The sequence below is a fragment of the Eubacterium sp. 1001713B170207_170306_E7 genome (assembly GCF_015547515.1).
GTDB lineage: Bacteria > Bacillota > Clostridia > Eubacteriales > Eubacteriaceae > Eubacterium.
Window position 1 is genome coordinate 1,053,193 of sequence record NZ_JADMVE010000001.1, and the last position, 16,547, is coordinate 1,069,739.

The window sequence follows — 16,547 nt, forward strand, 5'->3', positions numbered from 1 at the left end:
CTACCTCCCAATCATTCCCGGATGTCCACTTCTTTCAGATAACGGCACCAGCGCTGGCTGGTGGTATCCTTGAGCATCAGCATCATGCAGTATGGCGTTCCATCATCCAGTGTCAAAAGCTCGCCATCTTCATGTACTGCGATGAAGCACTGTTCCGCATCCAGCGCTTCATCACCCGTCAGGGCGATGCTGAAGCCGTCCAGAGCCTTGAAAATGCAGATATTCTCCCGTGAAACAGCCTGCCCCGTATTATCCGCCAGCGTTTTAAACGGAACCCCCGCATAACGTCGGCTTTCCGGGGCCTGCCGGCTTTTTTTAAAGCTTGCGCAAACTGTCTCGAGGCCTGCCCGCTGTATCGCTTCTGTCTTTATCTTCATTCTGTACAATCCTTTTTAATAAAAATATAAGGGACCAGCATATCCTCTGCGCAGAAGATGCCGTGGCTTCCCCTGCTGTCGTGACCAGCCTCCTCGTGAAGCCCGTGGTCGGCAGTGATAATGATATTGCCGGGCCACTGCTCTGCCAGGCGGCTGACCATAGCGTCATTTTTCATGACCCGTTCCATGGTTTCCACAGCATAGGGACCATAGGTAGTCGCGTCATCGTCGATCCCGTGAAAATGAATAAAAATAAGATCAGGCTGCTTCTCAAGGGCTTTTAGGGCAGACTCGAAAACCGCTTTATCGGTGGTAGTTCCGCCCCGGCTCGGATTGAGCACCGGCTCCTGGGAGGTGTTGATCAGCTTGCTGCAGCCCTCAATATAGGCGCATTCTTTCCCCATCGCCCTACAGCGCTCAAACAGGTCGGGCATTAGCAGAATCCGGCCTTTTCGGTTGTGAATACCATTGACATCCGGTGTAGTTCCTGTAAGCATTGCTGCCAGCCCAGAGTGTGAAACCGGCCGAAACACTGTCATGGCGCCCCGCATGGGCTGCTTTGCCAGGAAGGGCAGTCGGCCCTGGGACAGGGCTTCTCTGTAAATATTCAAGCCAAAACCGTCCAGCTCAATAATCATGATTTTTTCATCATTTTTCAGACATTCAAGCGCATTCCAGGCTGTGCTCATCACGCTGGTTTCTGGCTCATTGACAAAAAGGCCGGCCATCTCAAAAAGGCTGCCGTCCAGCCGCCGTCCAAAAACGGCATTGCCCCTGAGCTCAATGGGATTGCTGCCAATATTGAACATGCCGCCGTCTTTTCCTACCGCGTGGCTTCGGGCCGCCTGCCCGCCGAAGCCGTCCTCTGTCAAGGCTGTTCCAGCCATAATTCCGCAGAGCTTATCCGTTTCATCACACTGCGGATAAAACAAAAGGGTGCCGGCCCTTTGGTATAGAGCGCCAGGCGTATAGAGCTCTGAGGTTTCACCGTCAATAACACCGAGGGGCTCAATTTGAGCGGCAGGCTCCAGACGCATAACCAGCTTTTCAACCGGCGGGAGGACGGCTTTTTTCCGAACTTTTGGCAGCGCCTCACTGGCTTCTAACCTGAGCAGACCCTTAAGTATTGTTCCGTTTATTTCGCAGGCTGCCGTCCCGTCTGTATCCAGGTAAAACCGTGCGTCCAGAACAGCCTGACGATCGATTTCACTCATGAAGCCATCTGAGTGCTCTATTTTAAGGCTGGCCCCCTCTGGCAGGACTGCTTCCAGAAAAGCCTTGCCCAAAAGCTCTGTGCCAGTGTTTTTCTCAAGCGCCATTCTCAGGCTGACTGCTGCCGCTTCACCAATACACAGGGTTTCTATGCCCTTCATCCGCATACCCGCCGGCAAATCCGGCGCTGTAAACTGAACGGCATTTTTGCCAGTCAGCTTTAAAAAGCCTTTTGAAAAAACGGAATACTGCTCCCGCTTCACCAGGCCGTCGGTCATTTCTGCTTTGATAAACGCTGGCCTTTCATCAAAGTAACAATCCAGAAAATCAGCCGTTTTAACCGCCTCGGCCGTTTCACCATAGGCCTCATAGGTTTCCTTTTCCAGGGACTGTACTGCGGTATCAAGGAACAGAACTGACGTCACGGGTGCCGCTTCGGCTCTAGGCAGCAGGGTCAGGCTCACCACGTCACGCACACAGTACATGGCTCTTTCCCTGCGCACATATACCCGCAGGGAAAGCCTTTGATCATCCGCCTCAAAGACCAGCATTACATCCTTTTGCCAAAGCATAGCCTCTGAAATATCCACAGCGTAGCCGTCAGAGGCACGGACAACCGCACTGCCAAAATCTGACAGTTCCAGATCAAAATGTTCCAAAACCTCGCTCAGAGTCGTTTTTTTCAGCTTCACTGGTCTTTCTCCTTTTTACTTGTTTTTTCTGAGACGCTTAATATACCATCACTTCATGACCTGTCCCGGTCACTGCAACGGTAACCTCCCATTGCGCCGAGGGCTTGCCGTCATCGGTGTAGATGGTCCAGCCGTTTTCGTCATCCTGGTATATTTCATCTGTTCCCATGTTAACCATGGGCTCAATGGTAAAAACCATGCCGGGGACGAGCAGCATCTCTGTACCGGGCCTGGTTACAAAACTGACAAAGGGATCTTCATGGAAATCCAGACCAATGCCATGTCCGCCAATTTCCTGAACCACAGTATAGCCATTTTTAAGGGCGTGTTCGTGTACCGCATGGCCCACATCGCCCATAAAATTCCAGGGCTTAACCTGCTCCAGCCCCTTTTCGATACACTCCCTGGTCACCTCTACCAGCTTTTGCTTCTCGGGGCTTACCGCACCAATACAAAACATGCGGGAGGAATCTGAATAATAACCTTTATACTCGGTGGACACATCCACATTGATGATATCTCCGTCCTGAAGCACAATGTGCTCTGAGGGAATGCCGTGGCATACCTCCTCGTTGATCGAGGTGCACACACTCTTGGGGAAGCCCTCAAAGCCCAGAGGCGCTGGTCTACCGCCCATCTTTACCGTGGTATCATAAACGATCTGATCAATCGCCTCTGTGGTCATGCCGGCTTTAATCTGACTGGCCACCTCGTCCAGAACAGCGATGTTAATCTTGCCGCTGACCCGGATCCCTTCGATCTGCTCTGGTGTTTTGAGCATGCTGCGTTTGGGCACCATATGTCCCTTAAGCGCAAAGCCTGCAATCTTCTCATCCATTGCCTCATGGCACTTTTTATATTTTTTACCGCTGCCACACCAGCAGGGATCGTTTCTTCCAATTTTTATTTCCTGCATATATGCCTCCTGTTTCTGTCATTTCTGTATTATTATACCATATCTGAAAACATCCTGTACTTTTACTGTTTGTTTGTCTCCTCAGCCGCCTCACGGTGCATCTGCATGAATACACGTCCATATAAAACAAAGGACAGCAGCAGAAAAAAGCCTGTGATCCCCATGAGCAAATTGGCCCAGGTAACGCTGATTTCCGGAAAAGCGATGAGGATAAAGGTGAGCACATAGAACACCGCTGTGGATACCTTGCCGTACCACATGGCGCCGCCCAGCTTCTTACCCTTACGCATGAGCACAAGGTCATTGACCAGCATGAAAAGCTCCTTGACCACAAAAAGTATAACCACAAAGATTATTCCCTGATAACGGAACATCAGACTGAAAACAATGGCCGCCTGTATAAGCTTGTCGGCCACCGGATCCAGGGCCTTGCCAAGCTCTGTGATCATATTAAACCGTCTGGCGATCTGCCCGTCCGCAAAATCTGTCAGCCCTGAGATCAGGATGATCAGAGCGGCAAGATAGTAATCCTGCGGTGTTTGGGCATTAACATAAATATAGATAAATACCGGGATCAATAAAATGCGGACATAGGATAGAATGTTCGGAATGCTGAAAATTTCTTTTGCTTTCATTTCTTAACCTTATTGATTGTATTTAGGATGTTAAGGGTCCCTATAGCCCCTGGCTGTTCTCATCATTGGGATGCTGTTTTTCCATCCGTTTACACAAAACGATCTCTGCGCCCATCAGAATGAGCAGCAGACCAAAGGAAAGGACCACCCTGCCAAGGCCAGCCTTTTCGGCTGGCTGCTGGACTGACTGTTTATCCTGACTGGCTTCCTCCTGTTTTGGTGCTGCCGGCTGAGCGGGCTGGGCTGACGGGACTGTGTCGATCTTTACATCCGTAGACTGCTGGACATCGATGACCGTTTCGCCTGCGTTTTTTTCGGTGTAATCTGCGCCGTTTCCAATGGTATCGGCGCCATCGCCGGCCTGAGCGGTGATGTTCTCTGAGGTAATGTCAAGATCTCCGGCCAGGCCATAATGCCCGCCGCCGATACCGGCAGCATACAGGCCGCCCTGGGCGGTTACCATACCGCCGGAAACCCGGATCACACCGCCGTCGCCCTTGTAGCCGCCGCCAATGCCAGCGCCTTCCTCACCGCCTATGGCTGTAATGGTTCCGCTGTCGATGGAAATATTCCCGCCTGTACCATACCAGTGGGTGATATTCTGAGCTCCGCCAATACCCGACGAGCCTTTACCCCCAAGGGCCGTCAGACTGCCTGTTCCTGTTATGCGCACTTCTCCGGCCTTCCCGCCGAGGTTTTGAGCCTGGAGGCCTGCAAAATAATCCGCACTGGTCAGGCGGTTATCGGTCCCGTCCATCAACTCAATGACCACTGAGGCGTTCTCCAGAATGGAAAAAGCGCAGAGGTCTGCTTTGCTGGTATTAATCTGAAGATTATCAAACCTCAGCTTCACAGGGTCGTCAGCGCCCACGCCATACCGGACGGTTACGCCGTACTGGTCGCTGGTTCCGGTCAGTCTGAGGCCTGTTTCATTGGAGAAGGTATAAATATTTCCTGCCTGGGTGGCCCTTCCCACATCTGAAATAGCGATATTGCCGTTTTCAATATTTAAAGAATCGGTGGGCTGTCCTTCTGCCAAAGCCGTCTGCGAAAACAAAAAGGACGACATCAGCAGAAGTATTCCCAAAAGAAGCCTTGTTTTTTTTGTTTTTAACTGCATAAGACATGCCACGCCCCGGATCATGCGTCCGGGGCACCTTTCTTTCAATCATTTTGTCCTATTGTAGCACTTTCAGCTTAAATTTAAAAGGCGTGTCAGGGACGCCAGATGACCAGCACCTGATTTTCATCGTATCTCAGGTAGCGTACCCCAGCCTCATTTAAAATGTCACTTTCTTCTATGCCTGTCAGAGCGCGGTCCAGCATACCCGCCTCTGTAAAGCGGGCTTCCATGACTCCGCCGTTGTTCAGGGTATCTCTCAGTGTATCGATAAAGCGGGCCTGCTCATCTGGATTGTTTAAGTCAAAAAGCATGTTTTCTCTGACATAGTAATTATCTGCCGTCGCAGTAAAAGCGGGGTATGTGCTCAGCACATTATCAAACGTATGGTTTTTCTGAAGTTCCTCTGTTGTCAGCCCAAAGTAGACATATTCGATATCCAGCGGCGGGTTCGCGCGAAGGGCCGGGTCTTCCCAGGTAATATCATCAAAGCTCGGATCGTCCCAGGTGACGTCCACATAATAGTATTCGCCATCCATTTGCACGAGATTCCACGCGTGCGGGCCTCTGCCCGCGGCATTGCCTGTGACATAATTTGAAAAAACACCAATGTCCTTGAGCACATACTGTAAAGCCTTACTGTAACCGGCACAGACCGAACGGTTATTTAGAAAGACTGAGCAGATATTCTGGTTGTCCTCTGAATTCAAATCGTACTCGGTATGGCTGACGATATAGTCATGAACCGTCTTAACCTTGGCGTAATCGTCCATTTCCGGCGTAATGCCCGCTTTTATCCCGGAGGCCACCGCTTCAATTTCACTCTGCCGCCGTTTGATTTCGTCGGTATTGTAGTTGAAATTAAAATTAACGTCTGTCACCATCCCTGTTTCCTGATCATAATGATAGGTATAGCTGTCCATCCAGAAATATTCTGGCTTATCCTGTTGAATGGCTGTCCAGACACGGTTCAGGCTGTCTACGGATATTTTGTTATCGCCAAGCTCCACTGTGCTCTCATAGTTATCCAGCTTATCCGTCAGCCGGAGATAGGATTTTTTCTCATCCCCGTTCAGCTGTGAAAAACCGCTGTAGGGGTTAGATAAAAAGTGATCCTCTGCCATTGTCTGGCTTAACCGCTCATCTGTGACAGCGTCCTTATCCTTCGGGGTAAAAAAAGATACGCCCACCAGTCCAACGGTTACCACAATCAGCACTGCAAATATGACTTTAATGATTTTTTTAAACATCCACACCGTCTCCTTTTTCTTATTACTTTCTATTATACCGGGAATATTGCTTTTGCACAATAAAAAAGGCAGGCAAAAGCCTGCCAAAGAAACCAACATTCATTTTTTTATTTAACGGTATGCGGTTTTAAGCGCTTTTGCCAAAACCTTTGGGTCGCGTTTATAGGGGGTAACCGGGATAATGGGTTTCTTAATGTCAAACAAGGTGTAGACCGCCGTTCGGGCTGCTCTGACAGAATATTCTTCTGTAAAAACCATATCCTCCGGAATTTCTACAAACTGGCTGATCATGGCAAAATTGGTGGAGCCTTCCGGCACCACTGCAGGCCGGTCGCTCATGGCCCTTGGCTGGAACTGGGCGTCAATATAAGGCATCATGCACGGTATCACATTGACAACTGAGTCCATCAGTTCTTTTTCGTGTTCTTCAAAGTGAAGCTGGTGGATCAGCTCTTTTAAAATTTCCGCTCCGGTACAATCCTTCATAGGCTTCTTGACATAATCGCCTTCGCGGTCTGGGTACAGGCCATAGCCCCAGAAGATTGTGGTGTCCATGGGCTGGTTTCTGAAATGTGGCTGGGCGGCCACAACAATGCTCATAAGCCATCTGGAATCCTTAAAGGTCATTAAGGCACCGCTCCCTGGAATATTGCCGGAATAATCCTCGATCATCTTCAAAAATTTGTTGCCCTTGCAGGTAACTGTGAAGCTTTCCCACTTTGTTTCCTGTACATTGCCAAAGAAAGGCTCTGGATCGCCAAGTCCGTCTTTTTTAGCGGCAATCTTAGCCCAAAGCTCACCGGACATCGCCGGTTCTTTCGGCTCCGGTGCTGGTTTTTTCATATCGCCAAGGGTTGCGCTGTCTGTCATGCAGCCATTGGTGACAATGCACACATCGCCGTCCTTGAGGGTGATTTCTTCAGGTTTTCCCTTCTTTTCCACATGAATAGCGGTGGCGGTAATGCCTTCCCCGTCCTCAAAGTCAATGTCCACAACCTTGGTGTTGGTCTCAAACTGGACTCCGTGATCCTTCAAATAAGCCTTAAGCGGCAGAATCAGACTGTCGTATTGATTATAGGGCGTACGGGTAACACCTTCCAGAGTCTCAATACGGCTGAATTCCAGAATCATTCTTTCCATATAGCGTTTAAGCTCAAACAGGCTGCTCCATTTCTGGAAAGCAAAGGTGGTCTGCCACATATACCAGAAATTGGTTTCAAAAAAATGCGGCGTGCGGTTAAACCAGTCCTCAATGGTCAGGTTATCCAGATCTTTTTCAGGCGTTGCCAAAAGCCTTGCCATGGCCATACGGTCTTCATTATTAAAGCCCATGCTGTAAACATCCAGGATTTTGCCATCCTTATCAATGAGACGGGCCCGCGCGTGGGTTGGATGGGCATGATCAAAGTTCAGAATTTCTGTGGTGACATCACGTTCCGGATTATCTAAAGACGGAATGGACGAAAATAAATCCCAGAAATTCTCATAGGTTTCTTCATTTAACATTCTTCCGCCCCGGCATACAAAGCCCTTTTCCGGTGTGCCGATCCCATCATTGCTGCCGCCGAGGATATCCATTCCTTCGAGTACATGGATATTTTCTCCGTTAAAGTTTGCGTCGCGTACAAGGTAGGCCGCGCCAGCCAGGCTGGCGATACCACCGCCTACAAAATAGACCTGTTTATCACCGTAATCACGGTTCTGTACTGCATTTTCGCTTTCTTCTTCCTGCTGCTTACGCATTTTTTTAGTAGCCGCTACGGTCGCTGCCGCCACCGCTGCTGCTGTAGCAGCACCGGCACCAGCCGCCAGAGCTTTACCTAATTTATCTTTGTTCATGATTCATAACTCCCTTCGGTTGTTCACTTTTGTTACGGTAAGTATAATACCCCAAAAGCCCGGCTGTCACCTTACGACCCGGGACATTTGTCAAAAAAAGTGACAAAACCGTTGGATTGTCTTAAAATTAACGTTAAAACTGAATGAAAACTTAAAAAGTCTTTTTATGTTATAATAACACCATTAAATCTTTGGAGGTTTTGCAATGAGCGTCACTGTAGCTGATTTATTAAAGCTTCCCTGTCTCAGGGAGGCGCGTGTACTTGGCGGCCACAGTGCCCTTGGCCGTTTTGTGGGCGCTGTATCTGTTCTCGAATATGCTGACCCGGGCGCCCTGGTGGACAGCTTTTTTGAAAACCCATCCTTTATATCCGGCAGCGAGATCGTCATCAGCGGCTTCATCAATATTAAGGACGATGTCGACGCCCAATGCCGGGTTCTCAGACGCCTGAGCGAAGGCGGCGAGGCCGCGCTGATCCTCTATTATGTGGGAATTTATCTTCCTGGTATTGACCAAAGGCTCATCGAGCTCGCGGACGAGCTGGGCTTTCCTCTCATCTGTATGCCCGAAAACCGCCTGGATTTCCGGTACAGTGAGGTGATCACCCAGACCATGGAAACAATTTTTATGGATCAGAACAAGGACCCGCACTTTGTCAGCGCCATGCTGGAACGCATTGCCCAGCTTCCCGACCACCGCCGTACTCTGGGTAATGTGCTGCGTATGCTCAGCGACCGCCTTCGGTCTTCTCTGATGCTCCTTGACCATACCCTTACCCACCCCGAAATAGCTGCCTGGCCCATCTCAGCTGCCGATTATCTCTCTGGAATTCTTCCGGAGCTCACCAAGTCTGGTTTAAAGTCCGGCCCTCTTATTTTTAAGGAAAAAAACCTGAGCCTGCACATCACCGTTCTGCCTGTCCAAACCGACCATACACCAGGGATGAATCTGGTAATGGTGTCGGAAAATCCTGTTCAAAGTCCGGCCTCCCTTGAGGATGCCGCCGAGGTGCTGCGCCTTTTTATCAATATCTGGAATAAAAAGGAGGGCACCATTGGCTACAGCGAGCTGATCCGTTCAATTTTAAATGACGAGCCCCTGAAAATGCGGCGTCTTGCCGATATACTGGGCATTGACGTCGCCTCGATCCATACCATGTGGCTTATCCGGCCCGGCAAGGTCCATCGCTCTGCCGAACTGGCAGCGCTCAATGAGCAGGTTTTAAAAATCTGCCGTGATTTTATGCAGGACCAGCATCTGTCAGGTCCCTCAGACATTTACGACAACACGGTGGCGCTCTTCATTCAGGATACGCCATTATCCTCACAAATGCTGGCCCATGCCGAAAACCTGATGACCTGTCTGGAGAAAGAAGCCCTTCCGGTTAGCTTTGGCTTTTTTACCAACCTGCCCGACTCCGCCAGCGTACGCCAGAGCTTTCTACTCTATCAGGGCCACCTTAAAAACGCCCGGATTCTCTATCCCGTCACGCCCCTGCTCACCCAGGCAGAGCTCAGCTTTTCAGCCAGCTGTGCCGAAACCATCGCCAGGGGTGAAGCCATGGTCCGGCAGGTCACTGCTCCCCTCGAGCCGCTGCTTCGTGCCGATTCCACCATACAGGAAGAATTGCTGACCACCCTGTCAGCCTATCTCCTTGACGCCCAGGCCAATGTCACCAGAACAGCCGGGCTTCTGTACCTGCACAAAAACACGGTGAAATATCGGCTTCATAAAATTAACAGCCTTCTGGGCTATCCGGTGACCAAAATGCCCGAGCGCAATCAGCTTTATACCGCTCTGGCAGTAAAGCGGCTGCTGAAGGGCCAGTAGATGCCTTTGTCCTTTTGGACAAAATCATCTTTTTTATTTTATCCCATTGGCCCATTACTTTTATTATTCGTTTGTTTATACTGTAATCATTGTAAATAAACCGGATAAAAGGAGAAGTAAAATTGAGAACGCTTGGTATTAACGAAATTGAAGACATCGCTCTGGGCGCGTCCCTTTTGGGCGCTGGCGGCGGCGGAGACCCCTATATCGGCAAGCTTATGGCCATGGACGCCATCAAAACCTGTGGCGACGTCACCATGCTGGACCCTGAAGAAATCGGCGACGATGATCTGGTAATTCCCATCGCCATGATGGGAGCGCCTACTGTTCTGGCCGAAAAAGGCATAAACGGCAGTGAGTACAAACGCCTTTACGATATGGTCAGCCAATTTTACGGCAGGGAAATCAAGGGCTTCTTCCCCATCGAAGCCGGCGGTGTCAACAGTATGCTGCCCATTGCAGCCTCAGCCCGTCTGGGCATCCCTTTAGTCGATGTCGACGGTATGGGGCGGGCCTTTCCAGAGCTTCAGATGGTTACCTTTACCCTGGGCGGGGTCAGCGCAACTCCCATGGCCCTGACCGATGAAAAGGGCAATACCTGTATCTTTGAAACCATCACGAACAAATGGACCGAGGATCTTGCCCGGGCCGTCACCATGACCTGCGGCGGGTCTGTGTGTATCGCGCTGTACGGCATGGATGGCGCCACCATGAAAAAATGGGGCGTCAAAAATATCATCACCCGTTCTCAGAAGCTGGGAGCCGCCATCCGCGGCATCAAACAGCTTGACAAAAGCCAGACACCCGAAGAGAGCTTTCTGGAACAGACCGGAGGGTATAAAATCTTTAAGGGCAAAATAACCGATGTGCTGTGTGAGACCAACGGCGCTTTTAATCTGGGCCACGTGATGCTGGACGGCATTTCTGAGTACCGTGGGCAGCAGGCCGAGATAACCTTCCAAAACGAAAACCTGACCGCTGCTGTGAACGGAGACATAAAGGTAACCGTTCCAGATCTGATCTGCCTGGTGGATACGGAAACCTTTATCCCTGTTACCACTGACGCCCTAAAATACGGTAAACGGGTCATGGCCGTTGGGCTGCCCTGCTACGATCTGTGGCGCACCCCGCAGGGGCTTGAAATGGTCGGCCCGCGTTATTTTGGCTGTGACACAGACTATATCCCACTGGAAGAACGCTTATCCGGAAAGGAGCACGCATAAATGTATAAAATAGGAATTGACGTTGGCGGCACCAATACTGACGCTGTTGTCGTAGATGAAAACCGGAACATCATCGCCGGTATCAAGCACCCCACCTCTGAAGATATTTATTCCGGCATTCTGGGCGCTTTGAAGGATGTGCTCCGCGAAGCCGATATTGACCGGTCAAAGGTCAATCAGGCCATGCTCGGCACTACCCAGTGTACCAATGCCATTGTGGAGCGTAAAAAACTGGCGCCAGTGGCTGTGATTCGGCTGGCTGCTCCGGCAATGCAGGGCATCATGCCCATGGTGGACTGGCCCGTGGATTTAACTGATTTTGTCATTGCCACCACGACAGTGGCCGGGGGGTATGAGTTTGACGGCAAAGAAATTGCCCCGCTGGATGAATGTGCTGTACGTGCCTTTTTTGAAAGTATCAAGGGCAAAACCCAGTCCATTGCTATTTCCTGCGTTTTCTCTCCTGTGCGGAACGAGCACGAAGAGCGCTGCGCTCAGCTGGCCCGGGATGTGCTGGGGCCAGACGTTCACATTTCAAAATCCAGTGAAATCGGAACGTTAAGCTTTGTTGAAAGAGAGAACGCGACCATTCTAAACGCCGCCCTGTACGCGGTTGCCGACAGCTTTACCGAGGGCTTTGCCAAAAGCCTGGCAGACGAAGGCATTGAAAACGCCGATATTTTTCTGAGCCAGAACGACGGAACCCTGATGACTATGGACTTCGCAAGGCGCTATCCCATTCTCACCATCGCCTGCGGCCCGACCAACTCGATCCGCGGCGCCTCCTATCTGAGCCGTCTCCACGACGCTGTTGTCATTGACGTTGGCGGCACAACCACAGACTTTGGCGTTATCCAGCATGACTTTCCGCGTGAAAGCAGTGTCGCCGCCACCATTGGCGGTGTACGGACAAACTTCCGAATGCCGGACGTTATCTCCATCGGCCTTGGCGGCGGCTCCATTGTCCGTGAAGAAAACGGTGAGATCACCGTGGGGCCAGACAGTGTGGGTTATCAGATCACTGAAAAAGCCCTGGTTTTCGGGGGGGATACCATGACGGCCACCGATATCGCTGTCCGCCTTGGTCTGGCCGAGGTGGGCGATCCTTCAAGAGCCGCTCTCATTGACCAGGATTTTGCCGAAAGGGCTATGGCTGTTATCCGTGAAATGATCGAGGACAGCATTGACCAGATGAAAATTTCCAATGATGATATCGACGTGGTCCTGGTGGGCGGCGGCTCCATCATTGTCCCGGAAGCGCTCGCAGGTACCCGCCAGGTAGCCAAGCCAGAATATTTCGGTATTGCCAATGCCATCGGCTCCGCCATCTCCAAGGTCAGCGGGACCTATGAAAAGCTGGTATCTTATGATGAAATCCCCAGGGATGAGGCTCTGGAAAACGCCCGCGCAGAGGCCTCAAGCCTGGCTGTTGAGGCCGGGGCGATCCCCGAGACCGTCGCCATCATTGATGTTGAGGATGTTCCTCTGGCCTACTATCCCGGCAATACCAGCCGCTTAAAGGTCAAGGCGGCCGGTGATCTGGCCTAGTTTTTTACGCTTTAGCCAAAGAGGGCCCCGGCTGTTTCGTGACAGCCGGGGCTCTTGTCCTGTTTATTTTTTAACCGGGACATAAATCTCCGTAATATTTTCTTCTGGCCGAACCTGCGTGGGGTCTGTCTGGTAAATTTCATAGGGGGCTCCCGAAACCGTATAGCCTTCCTCCTCGATCCATTCCCTTATCTTTGCGTAAACTGATGGCAACTCTGTATAGGGTCCTTTTAAAACGGACACCGCACATGGGCCCCCCTCCAAAATACGGGTGCTTTCTTCCGCTTCCTTAATGGCGACTGCGTCCTCCATATCGTAGTTTTCAGGATTATAAACCTCATCGTGAAAAATACTCATGGGGCCGGCGGTCAGCGACAGCCCTTTCTCCTGAACGGTTTTCATCAGTTCCATAATATATTTTTGCGAATCCTTGACATTCATTTTTTTCCTTATGGATAAAATGGGCATGGGTTTCGTTTCAACGAGCTTGACTTCAATCTGTTCTAAATAGGCCATAATGTGTTTACCTCTTTCTAAATTTGAAATATCTTTTTCCAGCAGGGAGAGCAGCAGCTGATAATGCTGTGCCATCTCCCTCAGTCCAGTCTCCTTCTCTCTGATCTGCGAGAGAATAAAGGCATTATCCTCGGGATTCTTAAGCACTTCGGCAATTTCGTCCAGTGAGAAGCCGTACCATTTCAGCTTGCCTATGAGCAGGACCGTCTCCAGCTGGGTGGCCGAATAATAACGGTATCCGTTCTCATCATTGACATAAACCGGTTTGATCAGGCCGATTTCATCGTAATACCGCAGTGTTTTAGTGGTAACATTACTGATTTTTGAAAATGCACCAATGGTCAGCATTGAGTTCCTCCCTTTGTGATTCATTGTTCGAACATGACTTAAGTATACACATTCCAGCCGCTGGAAAGTCAAGCGTTGTTTTAAAACTTTTTAAAAAAGCCTGCCTTTTACCCGGCAGGCATTATGCTGTTTTACTCAAACTTCATTTCAATATCCGTCTTTAGAGCCAGTCCCGCTTCGGCCTCCATGGCCTTGATCACACCGACGGCTACCGGACAGGCCGGGTGCTTCATGTGCTTTGCGAAAATCTTATACACGGTGTTGCTGTCATATTTTTCTTTACAGCAGATGCCCAGCGCATCTAAGGGCTCTGCCAGGTCATCATTTACAGCCTTATAATGAGGGCACTCCGATTCGACGGTCACCTTCACCTTGTAAGGCTTTTCGGTTTCAGCCTTGATGACGGTGTTAAAACCGCAGGGGCCGGCGTTTAATTTCAGGGTTGTCATTTTCTTTTTACTCCTTCTTAAAATCTTACCCCTATCATATGCCTTTTTTCTCTAAAAAACAACCTTAAACTTTTTAATGGCCGGACATCAAAAAAGCCCCCGGCGAACCGGGGACAAGGGAAGGTGGAGAGCTTATTTACTGTTCGAGCGCAACCTTGATGCCGCCTTCTTTTTCAACAATGGTCTGACCTTCATCGGTCATTAAGAAGTCTAAGAAAGCTTTTGTCTGGCTGTTAAGGCTGTCTGTTTTATAAACTGCCAGAAATGGTCTGGATACTGGGTAGCTCTTGTTTACAACATTATCGACAGTCGCTTCGACATTATCGACGGTTACTTTTTTAACGGTATTGTCTACAAAGGTTAAGGATACATAGCCAATGGCGTTTTCATTTCCGGCGACGGTTGACTGTACATTTCCGTTACCTTCCTTGATGGTAGCGTCCGGTTTTAATTTGTCTTCAAATTTTAACAGCTCTTCGACAGCAGAACGGGTACCGGAGCCATCTTCTCTGGATACGACAACGATCGGCGCGTCATTTCCGCCAAGCTGGCTCCAGTTTGTAATCTCGCCCGTATAAATCCCGGTTAAATCCGCTGAGCTGATGTTGGTCACCGGATTAGACGGGTGTGTGATCATGGCGATGCCGTCATAAGCAAAGACCAGCTCGGTCAGACCAGATTTTTCTTCATCCTTTAATTCTCTTGACGCACAGCCAAAAGCGTAGGTGCCTTCCGTGGCGCCCTTGATACCGTCTGATGATCCGGTACCGCTGTATGTAAATTTGACATCCGGGTTCTGGGCCGCAAACTCATCGCCTGCCGCTTCAATGATTTTCTGGACCGAGGTGGAGCCCCCGCCATTGATTTCACCCGAAATGGCCGCCGAGGAGCTTCCTGTGCTGTCTCCCCCGCCGCTGCATCCTGCAAATGCAAATGTTCCGACCACTAAAGCCATGGTCAGGCCTGCTAAATGTTTTTTTAATCCCATTTCGTTTCTTCTCCTTTGATCTTTAGTTTCTCAAGTTGTGCTTAACTACGGGATTAATCATATCAGAGAAAAGCGGGCCTTTGGTTTTGAATTGGTAAAGAAAGGGTTAAAGCTCTGTTAAATCAAAAAAGTGTCTCGAACGTAAGCAACCCCGGCTTGGGGGAGCCGGGGTTGCTTACAATAAAAGGTATAAGGAAAATTTTGGGGAGATGTAAGTAAGAGGTATGCATTAATAATATACCCTGATTTTATCATTTAAACCGCTAATATACGCCATTTATTTTGTTTTTTCTTTTTTTTCTAACAAAATTCTAACATACTTTGCTAATTACATCTTTCATATGCTGATCTTCTTGTTCATTTATTAATGTTACGATTTTATTTGGAATTTCATCCTGAATCTTTTCTTCGACATGTGCGTAAATATTCATTGTTGTATTAATATTTCCATGTCCCATATACTCCATGATCTCTCTTGGAGAAAAAAGTGGACTTCCATCTTTAGTCCGTGCATTAATCATCAAAGAACAGCATGTATGTCTTAAATCATAAAAGCGAATCTTCCGAAATCCATTTCGCACAAGAACACTTTGAAAATAACTGCTTACTTTTGTTTCAAAGAAAGTTTTGCCATTTTCTTGTAGAAAAACAAAATCATGTTCCTGTTTTACATAACAGTTTCCATAATATCTTTTGTTAGCTTCTTGATTCTTTTTTACATTTTTGAAAATTTCGACTGCCTCTTTTGAAAGCTTAAATGATCTCCTACTGAATTCATTTTTTAATGCATCTTTGTACACCATCCGACCGTCTACCTGAACAGCACTGAAATTGATATCCATTCTTCCTTGTTTTAAATCAATAGACTGCCATCTTAAACCTAATAGCTCACTCGGCCTTAGACCATAATTTATTGCTATGTAAACCATGGGATACAGATAAAAAGGCCTAACAATATCTAAAACTGGTCTAACCTCATTAATTCTTAAATAGTCAAAACTACTTTTAAAATTCTTAGGATTATTTTTAATCTTATTTGGAACAATATACCTTGCTCTCTGATAAGGATTTTCTGTTATTAATTCATTTTCAACTGCTACGTCTAAAATACTTTTCAAAACACTTCTAATTGTTCTAACAGTCCTTGGATTTTTTCCTTCTTTAAATAATTGTTGGTAGAAAAATTCTAAGTGTCCTTTCTTTACTTCTCCTAAAGTTAACTTTAAAGGTTTGAAAATAGGAATAACATTTACTTTTATAATATTTTGATATCTCGCTATCGTGACTTCCGCATAACGAAAAGCATTTTCATCTATCCATTTTAACGCATAATCTACAAATAAGATATCACAAGATGTGCAGAGTGAAAGTTCAAGTTCCCTCCGCTTTTCCTCAACTAATGAAGCAAGCTTATTCTTTTCCCGATCACTTCCGGTTTTTACCGGAATACCTGTTTTTAACCACGGCTGTTTTCTCTTTCCATCACCATCCTTATAATCACAGACCACATACCAAAAATTATTTTTCTTTTGCAACGTAGCTTTTACTTTAAATTCTTGCTTTTTCATAACGATACTCCTATCGTCCCATCACTACAATCTCA

General features: G+C 48.5%; 14 protein-coding genes. 3 read left to right on the plus strand and 11 right to left on the minus strand.

The genetic code is table 11. The features are described from left to right. Positions 1-11 precede the first annotated feature (11 nt). The 7 genes from I2B62_RS05240 to I2B62_RS05270 form a co-directional block, all read right to left on the minus strand. Positions 12-377 (minus strand): hypothetical protein, encoded by a 366-nt coding sequence (locus I2B62_RS05240; protein ID WP_195267899.1) that lies wholly within the window; start codon positions 375-377, stop codon positions 12-14. Then, positions 374-2,281, minus strand: a complete 1,908-nt coding sequence (locus I2B62_RS05245) for an alkaline phosphatase family protein (protein ID WP_195267900.1) — start codon at positions 2,279-2,281, stop codon at positions 374-376. Before I2B62_RS05245 ends, I2B62_RS05240 begins: the two co-directional genes overlap by 4 nt. A gap of 37 nt (positions 2,282-2,318) precedes the next feature. After that, entirely contained in the window at positions 2,319-3,197 is an 879-nt protein-coding gene (locus I2B62_RS05250) for a methionyl aminopeptidase (RefSeq protein ID WP_195267901.1), read from the minus strand. A 62-nt stretch (positions 3,198-3,259) separates the two neighbouring features. Continuing rightward, the gene (locus I2B62_RS05255; protein WP_195267902.1) at positions 3,260-3,832 is read right to left on the minus strand and encodes a CDP-alcohol phosphatidyltransferase family protein; all 573 of its coding nucleotides are present in this window, start codon (positions 3,830-3,832) and stop codon (positions 3,260-3,262) included. A gap of 40 nt (positions 3,833-3,872) precedes the next feature. Next, on the minus strand, positions 3,873-5,000 hold the full coding sequence (locus tag I2B62_RS05260) for a hypothetical protein (protein ID WP_195267903.1): 1,128 nt from the start codon (positions 4,998-5,000) through the stop codon (positions 3,873-3,875). A 47-nt stretch (positions 5,001-5,047) separates the two neighbouring features. After that, positions 5,048-6,202, minus strand: coding sequence for a transglutaminase domain-containing protein (locus I2B62_RS05265; RefSeq protein ID WP_195267904.1), 1,155 nt, complete (start codon positions 6,200-6,202; stop codon positions 5,048-5,050). A 111-nt stretch (positions 6,203-6,313) separates the two neighbouring features. Next, positions 6,314-8,041 (minus strand): oleate hydratase, encoded by a 1,728-nt coding sequence (locus I2B62_RS05270; protein WP_195267905.1) that lies wholly within the window; start codon positions 8,039-8,041, stop codon positions 6,314-6,316. Positions 8,042-8,246: 205 nt separating this feature from the next. On the opposite strand from I2B62_RS05270, the gene I2B62_RS05275 reads away from it, so the two are divergent. From I2B62_RS05275 to I2B62_RS05285, 3 genes are all read left to right on the plus strand, one after another. Beyond that, positions 8,247-9,872: a PucR family transcriptional regulator gene (locus I2B62_RS05275; RefSeq protein WP_195267906.1), complete on the plus strand. Its 1,626-nt coding sequence runs from the start codon at positions 8,247-8,249 to the stop codon at positions 9,870-9,872. Positions 9,873-9,994: 122 nt separating this feature from the next. Next, positions 9,995-11,095: a DUF917 domain-containing protein gene (locus I2B62_RS05280; RefSeq protein WP_195267907.1), complete on the plus strand. Its 1,101-nt coding sequence runs from the start codon at positions 9,995-9,997 to the stop codon at positions 11,093-11,095. Further along, positions 11,096-12,643, plus strand: a complete 1,548-nt coding sequence (locus tag I2B62_RS05285; RefSeq protein ID WP_195267908.1) for a hydantoinase/oxoprolinase family protein — start codon at positions 11,096-11,098, stop codon at positions 12,641-12,643. Positions 12,644-12,706: 63 nt separating this feature from the next. On the opposite strand, the gene I2B62_RS05290 is transcribed toward I2B62_RS05285, so the two are convergent. The 4 genes from I2B62_RS05290 to I2B62_RS05305 all read right to left on the minus strand — a co-directional run bounded on the left by I2B62_RS05290 (position 12,707) and on the right by I2B62_RS05305 (position 16,512). Beyond that, positions 12,707-13,507, minus strand: coding sequence for a MerR family transcriptional regulator (locus tag I2B62_RS05290; RefSeq protein WP_195267909.1), 801 nt, complete (start codon positions 13,505-13,507; stop codon positions 12,707-12,709). 131 nt (positions 13,508-13,638) lie between these two features. Next, complete coding sequence (locus I2B62_RS05295; protein WP_074616951.1) at positions 13,639-13,956, minus strand: hypothetical protein; 318 nt, start codon at positions 13,954-13,956, stop codon at positions 13,639-13,641. Between the two features lie 136 nt (positions 13,957-14,092). Continuing rightward, on the minus strand, positions 14,093-14,944 hold the full coding sequence (locus I2B62_RS05300) for a phosphate ABC transporter substrate-binding protein (RefSeq protein ID WP_195267910.1): 852 nt from the start codon (positions 14,942-14,944) through the stop codon (positions 14,093-14,095). A gap of 311 nt (positions 14,945-15,255) precedes the next feature. After that, positions 15,256-16,512, minus strand: coding sequence for a site-specific integrase (locus tag I2B62_RS05305; protein ID WP_195267911.1), 1,257 nt, complete (start codon positions 16,510-16,512; stop codon positions 15,256-15,258). Between the last annotated feature and the right edge of the window lie 35 nt (positions 16,513-16,547).

Excerpts from the sequence above, each read along its gene's own strand:
- I2B62_RS05240 (WP_195267899.1), bottom strand. The coding sequence starts at position 377 with ATGAAGATAAAGACAGAAGCGATACAGCGGGCAGGCCTCGAGACAGTT.
- I2B62_RS05250 (WP_195267901.1), bottom strand. The coding sequence starts at position 3,197 with ATGCAGGAAATAAAAATTGGAAGAAACGATCCCTGCTGGTGTGGCAGC.
- I2B62_RS05255 (WP_195267902.1), bottom strand. The coding sequence starts at position 3,832 with ATGAAAGCAAAAGAAATTTTCAGCATTCCGAACATTCTATCCTATGTC.
- I2B62_RS05265 (WP_195267904.1), bottom strand. The coding sequence starts at position 6,202 with ATGTTTAAAAAAATCATTAAAGTCATATTTGCAGTGCTGATTGTGGTA.
- I2B62_RS05270 (WP_195267905.1), bottom strand. The coding sequence starts at position 8,041 with ATGAACAAAGATAAATTAGGTAAAGCTCTGGCGGCTGGTGCCGGTGCT.
- I2B62_RS05275 (WP_195267906.1), top strand. The coding sequence starts at position 8,247 with ATGAGCGTCACTGTAGCTGATTTATTAAAGCTTCCCTGTCTCAGGGAG.
- I2B62_RS05285 (WP_195267908.1), top strand. The coding sequence starts at position 11,096 with ATGTATAAAATAGGAATTGACGTTGGCGGCACCAATACTGACGCTGTT.
- I2B62_RS05290 (WP_195267909.1), bottom strand. The coding sequence starts at position 13,507 with ATGCTGACCATTGGTGCATTTTCAAAAATCAGTAATGTTACCACTAAA.
- I2B62_RS05295 (WP_074616951.1), bottom strand. The coding sequence starts at position 13,956 with ATGACAACCCTGAAATTAAACGCCGGCCCCTGCGGTTTTAACACCGTC.
- I2B62_RS05300 (WP_195267910.1), bottom strand. The coding sequence starts at position 14,944 with ATGGGATTAAAAAAACATTTAGCAGGCCTGACCATGGCTTTAGTGGTC.
- I2B62_RS05305 (WP_195267911.1), bottom strand. The coding sequence starts at position 16,512 with ATGAAAAAGCAAGAATTTAAAGTAAAAGCTACGTTGCAAAAGAAAAAT.